A 16,431-nucleotide genomic window follows, 5' to 3' on the forward strand; every position below is an offset into this window, starting at 1 on the left:
AGACGGTCCTGTCCGCCTACATCTCGACGATGGGATCGACATCGACGCTCTCCCTCGTCGGGACCGAGAACCGGTTCGTCCCGATACTCACCGACCGAGCATCCGCGGTGCTCACGCGCCGCGGATTGCCGCACAAGTCGTGGTAGCAGGGTTAGACCATTCGGTCGGTGAGCTCGTTCGGGAGGAAACGCAACGCAGCGTCGATGCCCCGCCACTTCAGGCCGGGCAGTGCAGCGCGACGCGGTTCCTTCTCGATCGCGGCAACCATGGCCGACACTCCCTCGTCGAGGCTGGCCGTCATCATCTTGTTGTCTCCGGCCTTCGCCGACATGTCGGTGGCGATGAAGCCGGGCAACAGCGTCGTGACGACGATGTCGGTCTTCGCGAGTTCACTGGCGAGCGCCTCGCCGAGGGCCGCGACGCCGGCCTTGCTGGCCGAGTAGACGGCTTTCGGGCCCGGTAGGCCGCGGTCGGCGCTGATCGAGGACACGAGCACGAGGTGGCCGTACTTCTGAGCTCGGAAGATCTCCAGCGCAGCTTCTGCTTCCGACAGTGCTCCGATGAAGTTGGTGCGCGCAGTGGCCAGATTGGCGTCGGCTCGTCCACTGCCGATCTTTGCACCCTTGCCGATGCCTGCGTTGACGACGACTCGATCGAGGCCGCCGAGTTCGTCGTGGAGTTCACCGAACACCCTGACCACAGCGTCGTGATCGTTGACGTCGAGCGCCCGGATTGCCACCGTGACTCCTGGGTTGGCGATGATCAGCTCGTCCCGCAGTGTTTCGAGCCGGTCGAGCCGCCGTGCGCACAGCGCCAGGTCCTTCCCTTTCGCCGCGAACCGCCTGGCCATCTCCTCGCCGAGGCCCGAACTCGCACCGGTGATCAGAATCTTGTTCCGTCTCTCGCCCATGGCATTGGACCCTATGCCACCCTGGAGAGATGACCGAGCAGAGTACGGACGAATTCGACGTCATCGTCATCGGCGGAGGCCCCGTCGGTGAGAACGCCGCCAGCTATGCGATCGCCGGGAGCGACCGCACCGCCGTGATCGTCGAACACGAACTCGTCGGCGGCGAGTGCTCGTACTGGGCGTGCATGCCGAGCAAGGCACTGCTCAGGCCAGGCGATGTCCTCGACATCGCACGACACATGCCGGGAGTGAAGGAACTCGTCGGCGAGAGGACTCTCGATGTCGACGCCGTCCTTGCGCGTCGGGAGTCGTTCACTCATTCGCTCGACGATTCATCCCAGGTGACGTGGGCCGAGTCGGCCGGAATTTCGGTTGTCCGCGGCCACGGCCGAATCAGCGGCGAGAAGACCGTCGACGTCGACGGTCGCACGCTGACGGCACGGCACGCGGTGGTACTCGCCACCGGAACAACGGCATCGATACCGAAAACCTCAGGACTACGCGAGGCGCTACCGTGGATCTCCCGCGATGCCACCAACATTCACGAGGTACCGGCCAGAGTAGCCGTCATCGGCGGCGGCGTCGTCGCATCGGAGGCCGCAACGTGGCTGCTGGCGTTCGGGGCCGAGGTGACGATGATCGTCAGAGGATCGCGCCTGCTGGCGAACGGTGAACCGTTCGCAAGCGACCTCGTCGCCGAGGCGTTGCGAAGCCGCGGCGCGAGAATCCTGTTCGACGCCGACCTGACCGCTGTGTCGAGGCCGGACGCGAAGGACACCGGCGTCGGCAGAATTCACGGCGGCCCGGCCGAGCTGACCGTGGACGGACAGAGCATCACGGTCGACGAGATACTCGTTGCGGCGGGTCGCACGCCTGCGAGCACTGATCTCGGATTGTCCACCGTCGGACTCGACGACCGCGGATACGTCGAGACCGACGACCATCTACAGGTACGGGGAGTGCCGTGGCTGTACGCGACGGGCGATGTCAACGGTCGCTCGCCACTGACCCACATGGGCAAGTATCAGGGCCGCGTCGCCGGTGACGTGATTGCGGCCCGCGCCGGCGGAAAACCGCTGAACGGCAGGAGGTTCACCGCAAGCGCCGACCACGGCCAGGTCCCGCAGGTGGTGTTCACACCGCTTCAGGTCGCGTCGGTCGGGCAGACCGAGAAGCAGGTGCGCGACGCCGGGATCGACGTGGAGATACTCGGAGTCGACATCGAAGTGGCAGGTTCGTCGCTGCAGCAGGACAACTTCGCGGGCCACGCGCAGCTGGTGGTCGACAGGGCGTCGGACACCATCGTCGGCGCCACCTTCGTCGGACCGGGCGTGGACGAGTTGGTGCACGCGGCAACGATAGCGATCGTCGGCAAGGTGACACTCGAGGATCTGTGGCATGCCGTCCCGTCGTATCCGACGGTCAGCGAAGTGTGGCTTCGACTGCTCGAATCCCGCAGGGAGTAAGCTAAGTTGGTGTGGTGACCACCGCGACCGGATCGAAGCAGCAGCCACTTCTGGTGCTGGGCAAGATCACCGAGATTCTCGACGCCTTCTCGTTCGACAAGCCGACGATGACCCTCGGCGACATCCAACAGGTGACGGGTATTCCTACGTCGACGGTGCAGCGGCTCGTCACCAACCTCGTGTCGCAAGGGTTTCTGGACCGCAACGGCGACGGTATTCGGATCGGCGTCAGGATGGCCTATTGGGCCGCGACAGCGACGAAAGATCTCGACGTGCTCTCCATCGTCAATCCCGTACTCAAAGAGGTGCGCGATCTGACGACCGAGACGACGTGCTTCTTTCGTCCCGAGCAGCAGTACCGCGTCTGCATCGCCATCGCCGAGACTCGGCACGCACTCCGCCGAGACATGTACGTCGGCAAGGTCATTCCGCTCAATGTCGGCTCGGCCAGCCGGGTGCTGCTCGCCTACGACAGCGAACTGGCCGAGCGAATCCTGGCCGGCACACTCGAATCGATGACGTCCGATTCGATCACCGAAGCCGACGACCTACGCGCGGCGCTCGTACAGACCAGGTCCGACGGCTACGCCATCACGACCGGCGAGCGCGAATCCGGCGCGTCGGGGATCTCTGCTCCGGTGTTCGATTCTGCGGCAGACGTCATCGGCGCCATCACCATCAGCGGCCCGACCGTACGCATGCCCGAAAGTCGGTGCGAGGATTGGGTGGAACTGCTCGTCTCGCACGCCGAGCAGATCACCCGCACCCTCGGCGGTCGCTACCCTGCCTGAGCTACCAGGTTGACCGGGTGCGGCGGAACCGCGCCCCTCGCCATCGCAACCGCGTTCTCGGCGCACAGACGTGCCATCTCCGACCGCACCGACACAGTCGCACTTCCGACGTGAGGTAGCAGCACCGTGTTCGGCAGCCCGGCCAAACCGGGGGTAAGAGTCGGCTCCTCCTCGTAGACGTCGAGGCCGGCGCCGGCAATCACTCGTTCGCGGAGCGCACGCACCAACTCCGCCTCGTCGACGATGGGGCCGCGTGCCGTGTTGATCAGAATCGCGGGATTCTTCATCGCCCACAGGACCTCTGCGTCGACGAGGTGACGGGTCGATTCACTGAGCGGAACGTGCAGCGAGAGAAAGTCACTCGTGGCCACGAGCTCCTCCCAGGACACATGCTCGACGCGCCCGGCGAACTCACCGAGCTCGGACTCGGTCACCGCCCGGTCCGATGGCGGGCGAGGACAGAACTTGACGGTCATCCCGAACCCGAGCGCACGCCGAGCCGTCGCGCGTGCAATGCGTCCGAAACCGGCCAGCCCGAGCACCTGACCCGACACGTCGCTGCCGAGCAGTAGTTCCGGTTCCCAGCCGGTGAATGCACCGGACCTGACGAAATGATCCGCCTCGATCACGCGTCGCGCGGTGGACAGGATCAGCAACATCGCGATGTCGGCCGTCGAATCCGTCAGCACGCCCGGGGTGTTCGCGACGGTGATGCCGCGAGCAGTTGCGGCGTCGATGTCGATGTTGTCGAATCCGACTGCATAGTTGGAGATTCCAGTGATGCGGGCCGATCCGAGCAGCGCCGCATCGAAGCGATCGCGTAACTGGGACACGACAACCGAGTACTCCCCTGATGCACACCGCTCGGCCAATCGGTCGTAGTCGAGTTCGAGAACCTCGACCTCCCCTGCAGCGGCAAGGATGTCCATGCCCGGGGCGGGAATCGGCGTCGTGACGAGGATTTTGCTCATATGACCCACTCGAATGCCTTGGCATTCGATCGCGCTCCCTGAACGGTTTTGGAGCGCATGGGTTCGCCCAGTTCGGCGAGCAACTTCTCGGAGATCTCGACCATGCCCGCCAGCGTATCCGGGGTGAACCACTGGGGTCTCGTCGCGAACAGGATGTCCTCGCTCGAGGTGTTGCCGCTCGCTCCCGGCGCGAAGGGGCAGCCGCCGAGGCCGCCGAGGGAACCGTCGACCATCGTTGCCCCGGCACTGATCGCGGCGAGTGTGTTCGCGACACCGAGGCCCCAGGTGTCGTGGCCGTGGAACACGATGCGACGGCTCGGCGATTCTGCCGCGACCCTGGCTACCAGGGACGAGACCTGCGCGGGCACGGCCTGACCGAGGGTGTCGCAGATGACTATGTCGGTAGCACCCGCAGCGCGTTCGTCGTTCGCGATGGCCATCACCCGATCCGGTGGAACCGGGCCTTCGAACGGACATGTGAACGAGGTCGCGATGCACAACTCGATCTGCCCAGCGACCGAGCGAGCGATGTTCACGGCGTCGGGCATTGCTGCCAGAGAAGCCTCGGTGGTACGCCCGATGTTCGCCTCGTTGTGCGCATCGGAGGCGGAGAAGCAGTACTGGAAGTTTCGAGCCCCGGCCGCGGCGGCCTTCTCGACATGCCGTGGGGTGGCGACCCACACCCAACAGCGCTCGAGCTCCTCCGCGGTGAGTTCAGCGATGACGTCGAGGGTGTTCGCCATAGGCGGCACCAGATCTCCGCGTGCCATCGATCCGATCTCCAGAGCGGGTACACCCGACTGTAGGAGGCCGCGGGCAACGTCGAGCTTGCGGTCGACGTCGAGTAGCTTGCCGGTCAGTTGCAATCCGTCGCGCAACGTGACGTCGCGCAACTGAGCCTGCGGTTCGAACTCGTACATCACGGCACCATCTCCTCGTCGGTCCTACCCAGCAGATCCTTCAGCACTTCCGCTGTGTGTTCGCCGAGATCGGGACCCACCGAGCGAATCGGAATCGACTTTCCACCGATGACGGGCACGATGCCGACGAAGCCCACGTCGGCCGGCTCGTCGCCGCCGGTGTCCACCGGGAAGTGCTGAATCATGTCCCTGGACGCGTACTGCTCGTCGGCGGCGATGTCGGCTGCGGTGTAGATCGGACCCGACGGCACCCCTGCCGCATCGAGAACCTTCAATACCTCTTCGCGGGAGCGCATTCCGGTCCATGCGCTGATCGCGGCGTCGAGTTCGTCGCGACGGTTCCATCGACCGGCGTTGCTCGCGAGTTCGGGATCGGCGCCGAGATCCGGACGTTCGATCGTGTCCATGTAGCGCTGGAAGATCGCATCGCCGTTGCCCGCGATGACCACGGAGTGGCCGTCGTTGCAGAGGTAGGCGTTCGACGGCGCAATACCCTCCATCCGTCCACCGGTGCGCATCCGCTCGACGCCGTACGCCAGATAGTCCGGGATGAGCGATTCCATCATCGACAGGATCGATTCGTTCAGCGCGACGTCGATCGACCGTTGTTCGAGCGACAACGTCGCCTTCGAGGTCTGGCGTTGGAAAAGTGCCATGACGCAACCGAATGCGGCGTACAACCCGGCGATCGAATCTCCGATGGAGACCCCGACGCGCACGGGCGGTCGATCTGGATCGCCGACGAGATTACGGAAGCCGCCGTACGACTCGGCGACGGCGGCGAAACCCGGACGTTGAGACATCGGGCCGGTCTGTCCGAATGCGGAGATGCGCGTGATGATCAGGTCGGGGTTATTCGCACTGAGAACCTCGGGCGAGAGACCCCACTTCTCGAGGGTCCCCGGGCGGAAATTCTCGAGCACGATGTCGCAGTGCGCAGCCAGGTCGATGACGTCCTGGCGCCCCTGCTCGGTACGGAGGTCGAGGACGATGGACTTCTTGTTCCGGTTGATCGTGCGGTAGAGCATCGAGGTGGTTCCGGAATAGAGCCGCCAGTTTCGGAGCTCGTCCCCAGTCCCGGGCCGCTCGACCTTGATGACCTCGGCGCCGAAATCTGCAAGCATGCGCGCAGCCGTCGGTGCGGCGATGTAGTTTCCGAGCTCGAGTACGCGAACGCCACTCAGTGGTAGAGACATCGAATCCCCTTCGGGCCTCGTAGGACTACGTAGTGGGTAGGTCACAGCTGACACCTCAGTATGACCCGCCACACCGTCACCCACATTATGAGCTCACATTCACTTTATGGGCAATGTGGCTACTGCAGCGGTTGTGCCCTCTTCACCGGAACCGCCGCTCTGGCGGCATCCAATTCGACGGGCGACCGGACCACGGCCACGCCCGTCCGTAGGACACCGTCGGTGAGCGGTTCCGCGCGAAGCCCGCCTCGCCCGATGAGCGCCTTCCGGGCCCCCTGGGCGACCATCGTGTCCATCCATACGCATGGATGCGCTGGACGCCCACCCCGAAAGCGCACCGGGCCGTCGCCGGAGTCGATCTCGAACTCGAGTCCGCGCAGCGGGTCCAACTCGAGACCGCGAACCACTACGTTTCGCCTGGCCACCGCTGTATCCGGAACGGCTGCGCCCAGTTCCTCACCGACGGCTTCCCACGCCTCGAGCGCAAGGAAGGTCACCGCAGCCTCGGTGTGAGCCTTGACCCCGAAGAAGCGATCGCCGCGAATCCCTTTGTTCGCGACGATGTCCACGCGCTCGGCCAACTCGGTCTGCACGTCCATCGCGGGACCGTCCTTGGCCCGGCCGAAATACGCATGGGCGGGTGATACGAGCAACTGAACGATCTCGACGCGGTATTCGAAGGCCATGCGACCGATTCTCTCTTCTTCGATTACCTACCCGTCGGTAAGTTCGATACGTAGACTCGCGAACATGTCTGCGAACACCAGAGTGACCACCTCGGACGGCATTCTCGACGGCAAGTCGGTGGGCGACCTGCTCACCTGGCGCGGGATCCCGTACGCGGCTCCCCCGGTGGGGCCGCTTCGCCTCCGCGCACCGCAGCCCGTACAACCGTGGGAGGGCGTCCGCGACGCCACCGAGTGGGGCAACGCCTCGGTGCAGCACAAGCGCGGCACGATGCTCTCCATCGGCAAGTACCAGCCATCGAGCGAGGACTGCCTGACTCTCAACGTGCTCGCCCCGAGTCGACCCAGCGAGGGCCCCAGGCCCGTCATGGTGTTCATTCACGGCGGCGCGTACACCCTGGGCACCTCGGCTACCCCGCTGTACGGCGGCGGATCACTCGTGCGCCGATCGCTACAGGACAGCGACGGCATCGTCTACGTGTCGATCAACTATCGTCTCGGCGCACTCGGTTACCTGGACCTGACGCAGTTCTCGACGCCGGCAAGGAAGTTCGATTCCAACCTCGGCCTACGCGATCAGGTTGCCGCACTCGAGTGGGTTCAGCGGAACATCGGCCAGTTCGGCGGCGACCCCGAGAACGTGACGATCTTCGGTGAATCTGCAGGCGGGAATGCAGTCACGACGCTGCTGGCCACACCGGCGGCTGCGGGCCTGTTCCGGTCGGCGATTGCAGAGAGTTCTGCCCCCGGGCTGGTCGCAACTCAGGAACGAGCCACCGGATGGGCGCAGGAGTTCGTCGGGTTTCTCGGCGACGGCGGCAACGTCGCCGAGACCTTGGAGCAGGCAGATGTCGCCCGATTGGGCCGCGCTGGAAACAAGCTCGCGTACACAGTGCTGGATCGCACACCAGGACTTCACCCCTTCGGTCCCGTCGTCGACGGTGAATACGTCCCGAAGAATCCGCTGGACGCCTACCAAGACGGCACGGCGCACCGAGTGCCCCTCATCATCGGCACGAACAGCCGCGAGGGCACCTTGTTCCCGAAGGTCCTCGACGCACTGCCTACCAATCCCGAGCGCATCGACACCCTGTTCGCCCTGACCGATCCGCCAGCGAAAGATGTTGTCACCGAGTCGTATCCGGGGTATCCGAACGAGTCCGCCGCGATCGACATCGGCGGCGACTTCACGTTCTGGAAGCCGTCCATCGAAGTAGCCGAGTCACATTCGCGTCGAGCGCCGACCTACAGCTACCGCTTCGATTTCGCGCCGCGAGTGATGAAGTGGCTCGGTCTCGACGCCACCCACGGCTTCGAGCTGTTCGCCGTGTTCGGGATCAGCGAGACGGCATTCGGGAAAATCATGACGATTCCCGGTGGCCGCCGAGCGTTCGCCGAGGTTACCGAGAACGTGCAGTCCCAATGGCTCCACTTCGCCAGGACCGGTCAGCCACTGCCGACGTGGCCGAGATACGACGAGAAGGTCCGCGAGACGATGATTTTCGACTCTCGCACCCGAGTTCAGCGTGATCCTCGGCGTGACCGTCGGCTCGCATGGGAGGGCTACCGCGGCTACGCGAGCCAGAGGACCGAGGCTTCCTCTATTTGAGCAGGCGGGACATCCGGCGGTCGGCGAGGATTTTGCCGCCGGTCTGGCACGTCGCGCAGTACTGGAATGAACGTTCCGAGTAGGAGACCTCCCGAACGGGATCGCCGCACACCGGGCACGGCAGTCCAACTCGGGCATGCACCCTCATGCCCGAGCGCTTCTCCCCCTTCAGCCGCGCGGCATCCTGCCCCACGGATCGAGACACGGCGTCGGTGAGCACTTCTCGCATTGCTCGGTACAGCGCCGAGGTGGCCTCTGCGTCCAACTTGTTCGAGGACGCAAAGGGAGAGAGTTTCGCGACGTGCAGGATCTCGTCGGAATACGCGTTGCCGATTCCGGCGATCAGCGATTGATCGACGAGCGAGGTCTTGAGCCGAGCAGTGGTACCGGCAAGGATCTCACCGAATTCGGGTTCGGTGACAGCCAGCGCGTCCGGGCCGAGGCGCGCGACTCCCGGGACTTCCTTCGGGTCGTGAACCACCCACACCGCGAGTCGCTTCTTGGTGCCGGCTTCGGTGAGATCGATAGCGGGCGTCGACCCCTCAGGGGTGAAGAAGTGAATCCTCAGCGCAAGTGGGCCCTTACCTGGCTTCGGCGGTGCAGCGGAGGGGTTGTCGGTCCACCGCAACCATCCGCCGCGAGAGAGGTGAGTGATGAGCCAGAGGTCACCAGCCTGCAGCGCGAGGTGTTTGCCGAATCGGGCAGCGCCGGTGACGTCCCGGCCCTGCAACTCGGCGATCGGTGGGTCGAACGTCTTGAGCACGCTCAGAGCCGCGATGTCGATACGGCCGATCACGGCGCCGACGGCATGCTCGCGAAGGAAGCCGGCGAGCGCTTCGACCTCGGGTAACTCGGGCATGAACCCATTATGGTGGTGTTCGCGCTGAAAATGCGGGACATGCAGGCGGCTGCGCACACGGGCGGCCGCATACAATGGCCCGCGTGATGGTTCCTACCCCGTACGAGGATCTGCTCCGACACGTGTCGGAGACCGGCACCGCGAAGTCCGATCGCACCGGGACAGGAACGACCAGCGTCTTCGGTCACCAGATGCGGTTCGATCTCAGCGAGGGCTTTCCGCTGATCACCACCAAGAAGGTGCATCTGAAGTCCATCGTGTACGAGCTGCTGTGGTTCCTCCGCGGCGAGTCGAACGTCAAGTGGCTACAAGACCGCGGCGTGAGCATCTGGGACGAGTGGGCCGCACCGGACGGCGAGCTCGGACCCGTCTACGGCGTGCAGTGGCGTTCGTGGCCGACACCGGCCGGCGAGCACATCGATCAGATCTCGCAGGTGCTCGAGATGCTCCGCACCAACCCCGATTCGAGGCGCATGATCGTCTCGTCGTGGAACGTCGGCGAGATCCCGCAGATGGCGCTGCCACCCTGCCACGCGTTCTTTCAGTTCTACGTCGCCGACGGAAGACTGTCGTGCCAGCTGTATCAGCGCAGTGCCGATCTCTTCCTCGGAGTTCCGTTCAACATCGCCAGCTACGCACTGCTGACACACATGGTGGCCGCACAGGTGGGCCTCGATGTCGGCGACTTCGTGTGGACGGGCGGTGACTGCCACATCTACGACAACCACCGCGAGCAGGTGGCTGAGCAGTTGAGCCGCGAGGCTTACCCGTATCCGACATTGAATCTGGCACACCGTGATTCGATTTTCGACTACGAGTTCGAGGACATCGAGATCGTCGACTATCAGCATCACCCCGCGATCAAGGCGCCGGTCGCGGTATGAGTCCGACCCACGTCGGATTGATCTGGGCGGAAGCTGCGGGCGGGGTGATCGGCGACGGCAACTCCATTCCGTGGCACGTCCCCGAGGACATGGCTCACTTCAAGGCGATCACCCAGGGACACCCAGTCGTCATGGGCCGCAAGACCTGGGATTCGCTCCCACCCCGGTTCAGGCCGTTGCCGGGGCGTCGAAACATCGTCGTGACTCGTGACCCCGACTGGCACGCTGACGGCGCCGAGACCGCGAGCAGCGTCGACGGTGCACTGGCACTGATCGACGACGACACGGCCTGGGTCATGGGCGGCGGCGAAATCTACCGGGCAGCAATGCCGTTCGCCACCGAACTACAGGTCACCCGAATCGACCTCGAGATCGACGGTGACACGGTGGCCCCGACCATTCCCGAGAACTGGACCGCTGTCACCGGCGAGTGGATGACCAGCCGCGTCGACGGCATCCGATTTCGCTGGGAGCAGTACGGCAAGGCTTACCAAACTAGTTGATCGGCACTGCCTTTCGGTCGGTTAAGGTGTCCGCGACCGTCCCCGTACGCCATACTGAGCGCATGGACAAGAAGTCACTTACCGCCCTTGCCCGACAACAATTGAAGCTTGCCGTGGGCGCTTCGAGTGGCCGTAGTTCACAGACCGTCTACGGGGGCCATCAGCGCCACCTTCGCCAGACCGTCGTCGCGTTGGCTGCCGGGAACAGTCTTGCCGAGCACGACCTCTCCGGCGAGTCGACCGTACTGGTCATCAGCGGTCAGTTGATGCTGGTCAGTGGCGAGAAGTCGTGGAAGGGCTCGGCGGGCGACCTCCTCGTGGTGCCTGATGCCCGCCACAGCGTCGAAGCGACGGAAGACGTCGCATTCCTGTTGACGGTGGCGGTCTAGCCTCCCCGGACCACGAGCACCGGGCAGTCGGCAGTGTTTATCAGCGCGTAGCTCGTGGACCCGAGCGTCATTCCGGAAAACCCTCCGCGCCCACGACTGCCGACGACGATCAACGACGCTTGCTCGGACAACCCGGTAAGTACTCGCACCGGACGGTCCTGAGCGACGACGCGTCGCACTTCGACGTCCGGGTACTTCTCCTGCCAGCCGGCAAGACTCTCCGCCAACACCGCTTCCTCGGCTGCCGCGATGTCTTCCCATCCGAAAGGCACGGCCGAAATCTGTGCGAGAGAGACGTCCGACCACACGTGCACGGCCATGAGCGGCGCATCTCGATGCGATGCTTCGTCGAACGCGGTCGCGATGGCGCTCTGATTGACGGCTGAACCGTCGACGCCGACGACGACGGGTCCCAACGCCGGCGGTCGGCCGTCGATGCTTCGACCGCGTACGACGACCACCGGTGACGACGCATGCGTGCTCAGCGCAACCGCCGCCGAACCGATGAGGCCCGAATCCGATTCGCCGAGTCCGACGGCGCCCAGAACGACCATTGCACTGGTTTTCGACTCCGCCAGAAGCACATCGATGACCTTGCCGTCGAGAGCCTCGGTTTCGATCCGCAGGGCCGCGCCGTCGACGGTCGCGCGCGCAAGGGTTTCGGCCGCGACGAGGCGTGAACGTGCCATCGCCGAGAACTCAGCGGTGTGTGCGTCGTCGAGATGCGCTGGAATGTCGACCGCGGTGACTATCCGAAGAGTGAAGTCACGCCCGGCCGCTGTGAGCGCAGCCCAGACGGTTGCCAGATCGGACGCCTCGGACCCATCGATTCCGACCACTATGGTACTGCTGCCGCTCATCTGGGCCGCCTCCGCTCGGTGTGCCGCCCAGAGTAATCGACCAGAAGCAAAGAAGGGGTCGGTCAGACGCAAGAACCCTCTCGCCGGTCACCGAGAGCAATGCTTTCGGTCACCGGCGAGAGGGTGCTTTCCCACAGACCCCCCGGGGGTTTCGACACGCGCGTCGAACTACGACGCGCGAAGCTTTTCTGCATCGCGTGCAAGCGCACGCATACGCACTTGTTCGAAAGCCGTGGCCTGAATCTCCAGATCGTCGAGGAAGTCGGACAGGATCTTTCGATTCCGTTCCCCACCTACTGTGTCGGCGCGCTCGAAGACGCGCCATCCACGTAGTGCCGGGAGCAGAACTTCGTCGAGATGGCGTCTCAGGTCATAGATTCCGTCACGGGCGATCAACATCGCGCTGCGCTCGAAGCCGGGCAGACCGCTTCCTGGCATCTGGAAGTTCATCACGACCTCGGTGATCGCCTTCAACGTCTGAGCGGGTGCGATTCCGAGTGCAGCGTCGACGAGGCTCCGATAGAACTCGACGTGCAGTCGCTGATCGGCGACGATGCGATCGAGGATGGCGGTGGCCACCGGGTCCGCACACTCCACGGCTGTGTTCACATGGCTGACCATCGTCGCCATCACGTCGACGGTGGAGTGCACGATCGATCGGAGGAGGTGGTCACCTTCCATGGACGCTTCGATCCCGATGGTCGTGCATTGAAACCGGGCTCGATCGAGCGCAATCGGGTCGACACTTCTGGTTGCGACGAGGTACTGCTGGATGGCGTCGGCGTGCAGTCGTTTCTCGCCGGTCCACTCGTGCAGCCAGGATGCCCACGACCCACGGGTGGCCGCGGGTGCGCCAGGTTCCGTGCGCGCAGTGTTGTTGTGGGTCAACAGGGTAGTGATCAATGCAGCCTTGGCCGTTTCGGTCAACGGCGACCGCCGCTGCCCCCAGTACCGTTCCGGCAGAACGTACTGCGCAGGATCCCATGTCTGCGCGGTTGCACGATGTCGACCGAGACACCGCTCGATCACCGGCTCGAGTTCTCGAAGCAATGTGATCTGACTCAGTGCTCCCACCGCACACCTCCTCGACATTCTCGGGATCGGAGTCGATCCGCCCGATCGGCTGCGGACGACGCTAGGCCCACCGCTGGCCCCGAGTGCACGTTCCGGTGATTGTTTAGGCAATGTCGCAATCGTGATGTCGCCCGTGTTGAGAGCCTTCACAAATTGCTCGCGCCAAACACTGGATAACGCGTTGATAACATCCTATGATCAAGTCTGTTAGCAGCGGGAAAACAAACTTCAGGTTCGAAATCCGGGCATATTCGGTCAAGTTTTGAACCAAAGTTGCGTGGATAGGCAACAATACGCGTCAGTAACTTTCTCTACGCCGGAGCTGACGTTCCTACACGAAGGGCTGATCTGTGACCGTTCACAACACGACGAGCCTCGGAATAATGGTTGCAGGACAGCCTGCATCTGCGCCGCTACGTGACTTCCGTGCCGTGGCACGGCTACTCGTCGGCCACTTCGCAGCCAATACCCCGTGCGGATCCCTTCCTGGTGAGCAGCTGAACGGCGACGTCACCGAGTTCACCGTCAAATGCATCAGCATTGCGGTCCAGATGCTCGACGAGCGTCGCGCGCCGACCGAGAGCGATCTCGCGGAGCTGCGAGCGAAAGCCAGCCAATGGGCGCGCGAAGGCGTCCCGCTCGAGTCGGTACTGACCGTCTACCACGAGGGCATCCAGATCGGCTGGAATCTCGTATCGAAGCGGGCAGGTGAAGGAGACGCGAACGACCTCATCGAAGCGGCTCGGATGTTCGTCCTGCTGTCGGAGAAGGTGTCCATCGCTGCGTCCAAGAGCTACGTCGAGGAACTGCAGGCGGTTGCGAGCGAGCACCACACCGCTGCCCACACTCTGGTGTCCTCGCTGCTGAGCGGACACAATGCCGTCGCGATCGCCCGGCAGTCCGGCATCGAGCTCGCCGACAGTTACCTCGTGTTGGCATTGTCGGTGCCCTCCCACCCGGACGAGAACGATCCTGCGATCCAGCGGACTGTCGCCGCGCGCCGCAAGCTCCGCCGGGTCCAGGCGGAACTGGCGACCATGTGCGGACGGAGCCCGCTCTCCATGCTCAGCACCGAGGGCGGCACCGTTCTCATTCCCGGCGTGCACGACGAGGAATGGGTGGAAGCACTCGTCCATCGCTTGAGCACTGCAGCCGAAGTGCCTCTCACCGTCACCGCCGAACAAGCCGCGACCGCCGACATCCCGACGGCAGCCGATCAGGTCCACGAGCTGCTGGCCTTGGCGCATCAGCTTCATCGCCCCTCCGGTCTCTACCGCATGGACGACCTGGTTCTCGAATACCAGCTGACCCGGCCCGGACCGGGACGGCGCCACCTCCGCCAGATTCTCGAACCACTCGATTCTTCACCGGAGCTGCTGGAAACGCTCGAAATCCACATCTCGCACGACCTCAATCGCCAGCGGTCCGCGCGCCAGCTACACCTGCACACCAACACGGTCGACTACCGACTGAAGAGGATTGCTCAGCTGACCGGGTTCGACCCGACACGACCGTCGGGAATCCGTCATCTGCAGGCTGCGCTCGTCGCACGAAGACTCGAAGCAGCGCAGGGCGCGGCATAGGGAATTAATCGCCCGGGGCGCTGGTTGGACACTTCGACAGTGTTCGATCCATGCCCCGGGTACCAACACAAATGCCGCTTCGAGCGGCCTCTTGCCGAGAGGCGCACTGGCGGACACTGTCACTATTGAACCGCCCACCCTCGTGTGGGCGGTTCTTTACGTTCCAAGAGGAGTCGCATATGGCCACGCCCACTCTTACGGTCCGCCTCGATGGCGTCGTCAAGGAGTATTCGACCGGGGAACAACCGGTACGCGCTCTGGACGGGATCGACCTCACCGTGTCGGGTGGCCAATTCGTCTCCCTGGTTGCACCGTCCGGAGCAGGCAAGAGCACCCTGCTGCACATGCTCGGTGCCCTCGACGTCCCCGACGCCGGGACTGTGGTCTTCGACGGCATCGACATCACGAAACTCAACGACAACGAGCAGTCCGACTTCCGGCGCCATCGAGTCGGGTTCGTCTTCCAGTTCTTCAATCTGCTGCCCACCATGTCGGCGTGGGAGAACGTTGCGGTACCCAAGCTGCTCGACGGGATACCGATGTCCAAAGCCAAGGCCGATGCGCTCCGCCTGCTCGACATGGTCGGGCTGGCGGATCGCGCTGAGCACCGCCCCGCACAGCTCTCCGGCGGTCAGATCCAGCGGGTGGCGATCGCGCGAGCTCTCGTCATGAACCCGGCACTGATCATCGCCGACGAGCCGACCGGCAACCTCGACTCGAAGACGTCGCACTCCGTACTCGACATACTCGCCGACATCGCACACGACAGCGATGACACCCGCGCAGTCGTCATGGCGACGCACGATCTCGAAGCTGCGCGTAGAACCGATCGCGTCATCTCCATGCTCGACGGTCGGATCGATACCGATGTCTTGTCAGGGCAGGAAGTGTGATCGGGACGGCGGTCAGTCGCTTTCGGGTACTCGGACTTCGAGACCTCCGCGCGCACTGGGTTCGATCGCTGGTATCGGCCGGCGTCGTAGCCGTCGCGGCCGCGCTCCTCGTTGCGGTGCTGGGGACGTACGGTTCCCTCACCGGTTCGGTCGAAAAGCTTGCGATCTCCATTGCCGGAAACGCCGATCTCGAGGTCGTCGGTGTGACGGACACCGGTTTCGCTGCAACCGAACTCGACGTCATCCGCGGTGTGCCCGGCGTCGAGGCGGCCGTACCGTTGCTGCGCGGTGAGATCGTCACCGGCAGTGGCTCGCTCACCGTCATCGGAGTCGACGCAACCATCACTGCGCTCGATTCGGATCTACAGAGTGCCGTGTCGGGTTCGATCACCGACCTGGCGCGCCCGGGTGCCGTACTCGTCGGACCGAACACCGGATACACCGAAGGACAGACCTTCGAGGTGGCCGGACGCACGCTCACTGCCGTCGGCGTGGTGACCGGGGAGGGTTCGGAGCGAATCGGCGGCGGCAATTTCCTCATCGCTCCCCTGCCTTTCGCCCAGACACTCACCGACCGAGCCGGACAGCTGGATTCCGTATTCGTCGTCGGCGATGTAGCCGACGCAGTGCGGGATGCAGTCGGTGGACGAGTCGCCGTGATGAGCCCGGACTTTCGTGCCGAGCGAGCCGACACGGCCATGAGCCTGACGCGAAACTCCACACTCATGGTCTCGCTGATCGCCTTCGTCGTCGCGGGCTTCCTGGTGTTCAACGTCATGAACATGGCGATCGCGAAGCGTCGACCGACCATCTCCGTGTTGCGCTCCATCGGTGGTC

At 64.1% G+C, this 16,431-nt stretch carries 16 protein-coding genes and 1 pseudogene; 9 read left to right on the forward strand and 8 right to left on the reverse strand.

Going from position 1 to position 16,431, the window contains the following annotated elements; translation table 11 throughout:
- Positions 1-151: 151 nt before the first annotated feature.
- Entirely contained in the window at positions 152-910 is a 759-nt protein-coding gene (locus A2J03_RS19955) for an SDR family oxidoreductase (RefSeq protein WP_068377476.1), read from the reverse strand.
- Between the two features lie 29 nt (positions 911-939).
- On the opposite strand from A2J03_RS19955, the gene A2J03_RS19960 reads away from it, so the two are divergent.
- Positions 940-2,376 (forward strand): dihydrolipoyl dehydrogenase family protein, encoded by a 1,437-nt coding sequence (locus A2J03_RS19960; protein WP_068377477.1) that lies wholly within the window; start codon positions 940-942, stop codon positions 2,374-2,376.
- A 14-nt stretch (positions 2,377-2,390) separates the two neighbouring features.
- On the forward strand, positions 2,391-3,167 hold the full coding sequence (locus A2J03_RS19965) for an IclR family transcriptional regulator (protein ID WP_068377527.1): 777 nt from the start codon (positions 2,391-2,393) through the stop codon (positions 3,165-3,167).
- On the opposite strand, the gene A2J03_RS19970 is transcribed toward A2J03_RS19965, so the two are convergent.
- The 4 genes from A2J03_RS19970 to A2J03_RS19985 form a co-directional block, all read right to left on the reverse strand.
- On the reverse strand, positions 3,155-4,138 hold the full coding sequence (locus A2J03_RS19970) for a 2-hydroxyacid dehydrogenase (RefSeq protein WP_068377487.1): 984 nt from the start codon (positions 4,136-4,138) through the stop codon (positions 3,155-3,157). The two genes, A2J03_RS19965 and A2J03_RS19970, sit on opposite strands and share 13 nt — an antisense overlap.
- Entirely contained in the window at positions 4,135-5,058 is a 924-nt protein-coding gene (locus A2J03_RS19975) for a hydroxymethylglutaryl-CoA lyase (protein ID WP_068377490.1), read from the reverse strand. The genes A2J03_RS19970 and A2J03_RS19975 overlap by 4 nt, the downstream gene beginning before the upstream one ends.
- Complete coding sequence (locus A2J03_RS19980) at positions 5,058-6,254, reverse strand: CaiB/BaiF CoA transferase family protein (RefSeq protein ID WP_082897962.1); 1,197 nt, start codon at positions 6,252-6,254, stop codon at positions 5,058-5,060. Before A2J03_RS19980 ends, A2J03_RS19975 begins: the two co-directional genes overlap by 1 nt.
- Before the next feature lie 119 nt (positions 6,255-6,373).
- Positions 6,374-6,940: a molybdenum cofactor biosysynthesis protein gene (locus A2J03_RS19985; protein WP_068377496.1), complete on the reverse strand. Its 567-nt coding sequence runs from the start codon at positions 6,938-6,940 to the stop codon at positions 6,374-6,376.
- 64 nt (positions 6,941-7,004) lie between these two features.
- Here A2J03_RS19985 and A2J03_RS19990 point away from each other — a divergent pair, with 64 nt between their 5' ends.
- The gene (locus A2J03_RS19990; protein WP_068377500.1) at positions 7,005-8,549 is read left to right on the forward strand and encodes a carboxylesterase/lipase family protein; all 1,545 of its coding nucleotides are present in this window, start codon (positions 7,005-7,007) and stop codon (positions 8,547-8,549) included.
- On the opposite strand, the gene A2J03_RS19995 is transcribed toward A2J03_RS19990, so the two are convergent.
- Positions 8,542-9,408: an Fpg/Nei family DNA glycosylase gene (locus A2J03_RS19995; RefSeq protein WP_068377503.1), complete on the reverse strand. Its 867-nt coding sequence runs from the start codon at positions 9,406-9,408 to the stop codon at positions 8,542-8,544. The two genes, A2J03_RS19990 and A2J03_RS19995, sit on opposite strands and share 8 nt — an antisense overlap.
- 83 nt (positions 9,409-9,491) lie before the next feature.
- Here A2J03_RS19995 and A2J03_RS20000 point away from each other — a divergent pair, with 83 nt between their 5' ends.
- The 3 genes from A2J03_RS20000 (at position 9,492) to A2J03_RS20010 (ending at position 11,184) form a co-directional block, all read left to right on the forward strand.
- Positions 9,492-10,292, forward strand: coding sequence for a thymidylate synthase (locus A2J03_RS20000; protein WP_269455225.1), 801 nt, complete (start codon positions 9,492-9,494; stop codon positions 10,290-10,292).
- Entirely contained in the window at positions 10,289-10,795 is a 507-nt protein-coding gene (locus A2J03_RS20005) for a dihydrofolate reductase (protein WP_068377509.1), read from the forward strand. Before A2J03_RS20000 ends, A2J03_RS20005 begins: the two co-directional genes overlap by 4 nt.
- A gap of 62 nt (positions 10,796-10,857) precedes the next feature.
- Complete coding sequence (locus tag A2J03_RS20010; RefSeq protein ID WP_068377512.1) at positions 10,858-11,184, forward strand: cupin domain-containing protein; 327 nt, start codon at positions 10,858-10,860, stop codon at positions 11,182-11,184.
- On the opposite strand, the gene A2J03_RS20015 is transcribed toward A2J03_RS20010, so the two are convergent.
- Both A2J03_RS20015 and A2J03_RS20020 read right to left on the reverse strand, forming a co-directional pair.
- Positions 11,181-12,044, reverse strand: coding sequence for a universal stress protein (locus tag A2J03_RS20015; protein ID WP_068377515.1), 864 nt, complete (start codon positions 12,042-12,044; stop codon positions 11,181-11,183). The two genes, A2J03_RS20010 and A2J03_RS20015, sit on opposite strands and share 4 nt — an antisense overlap.
- A gap of 168 nt (positions 12,045-12,212) precedes the next feature.
- Complete coding sequence (locus tag A2J03_RS20020; RefSeq protein ID WP_231912627.1) at positions 12,213-13,118, reverse strand: acyl-ACP desaturase; 906 nt, start codon at positions 13,116-13,118, stop codon at positions 12,213-12,215.
- 350 nt (positions 13,119-13,468) lie between these two features.
- Between A2J03_RS20020 and A2J03_RS20025 the strand changes: the two genes are divergently transcribed.
- The 3 genes and pseudogenes from A2J03_RS20025 to A2J03_RS20035 form a co-directional block, all read left to right on the forward strand.
- On the forward strand, positions 13,469-14,701 hold the full coding sequence (locus A2J03_RS20025; protein WP_068377521.1) for a PucR family transcriptional regulator: 1,233 nt from the start codon (positions 13,469-13,471) through the stop codon (positions 14,699-14,701).
- Positions 14,702-14,880: 179 nt separating this feature from the next.
- Complete coding sequence (locus A2J03_RS20030) at positions 14,881-15,594, forward strand: ABC transporter ATP-binding protein (RefSeq protein ID WP_068377524.1); 714 nt, start codon at positions 14,881-14,883, stop codon at positions 15,592-15,594.
- Positions 15,591-16,431 (forward strand): annotated as a pseudogene (locus tag A2J03_RS20035) (ABC transporter permease); the annotation flags it as partial. The gene A2J03_RS20030 and the pseudogene A2J03_RS20035, both read left to right, overlap by 4 nt.

The sequence above is a fragment of the Rhodococcus sp. EPR-157 genome (assembly GCF_001647195.1).
GTDB lineage: Bacteria > Actinomycetota > Actinomycetes > Mycobacteriales > Mycobacteriaceae > Rhodococcoides.

What these genes read in the sequence shown, in the direction of transcription:
- A2J03_RS19995 (WP_068377503.1), bottom strand. Translation starts at nt 9,408, where the DNA reads ATGCCCGAGTTACCCGAGGTCGAAGCGCTCGCCGGCTTCCTTCGCGAG.
- A2J03_RS20030 (WP_068377524.1), top strand. Translation starts at nt 14,881, where the DNA reads ATGGCCACGCCCACTCTTACGGTCCGCCTCGATGGCGTCGTCAAGGAG.
- A2J03_RS19955 (WP_068377476.1), bottom strand. Translation starts at nt 910, where the DNA reads ATGGGCGAGAGACGGAACAAGATTCTGATCACCGGTGCGAGTTCGGGC.
- A2J03_RS20015 (WP_068377515.1), bottom strand. Translation starts at nt 12,044, where the DNA reads ATGAGCGGCAGCAGTACCATAGTGGTCGGAATCGATGGGTCCGAGGCG.
- A2J03_RS19980 (WP_082897962.1), bottom strand. Translation starts at nt 6,254, where the DNA reads ATGTCTCTACCACTGAGTGGCGTTCGCGTACTCGAGCTCGGAAACTAC.
- A2J03_RS19960 (WP_068377477.1), top strand. Translation starts at nt 940, where the DNA reads ATGACCGAGCAGAGTACGGACGAATTCGACGTCATCGTCATCGGCGGA.
- A2J03_RS20010 (WP_068377512.1), top strand. Translation starts at nt 10,858, where the DNA reads ATGGACAAGAAGTCACTTACCGCCCTTGCCCGACAACAATTGAAGCTT.
- A2J03_RS19970 (WP_068377487.1), bottom strand. Translation starts at nt 4,138, where the DNA reads ATGAGCAAAATCCTCGTCACGACGCCGATTCCCGCCCCGGGCATGGAC.
- A2J03_RS19985 (WP_068377496.1), bottom strand. Translation starts at nt 6,940, where the DNA reads ATGGCCTTCGAATACCGCGTCGAGATCGTTCAGTTGCTCGTATCACCC.
- A2J03_RS19990 (WP_068377500.1), top strand. Translation starts at nt 7,005, where the DNA reads ATGTCTGCGAACACCAGAGTGACCACCTCGGACGGCATTCTCGACGGC.
- A2J03_RS19975 (WP_068377490.1), bottom strand. Translation starts at nt 5,058, where the DNA reads ATGTACGAGTTCGAACCGCAGGCTCAGTTGCGCGACGTCACGTTGCGC.
- A2J03_RS20005 (WP_068377509.1), top strand. Translation starts at nt 10,289, where the DNA reads ATGAGTCCGACCCACGTCGGATTGATCTGGGCGGAAGCTGCGGGCGGG.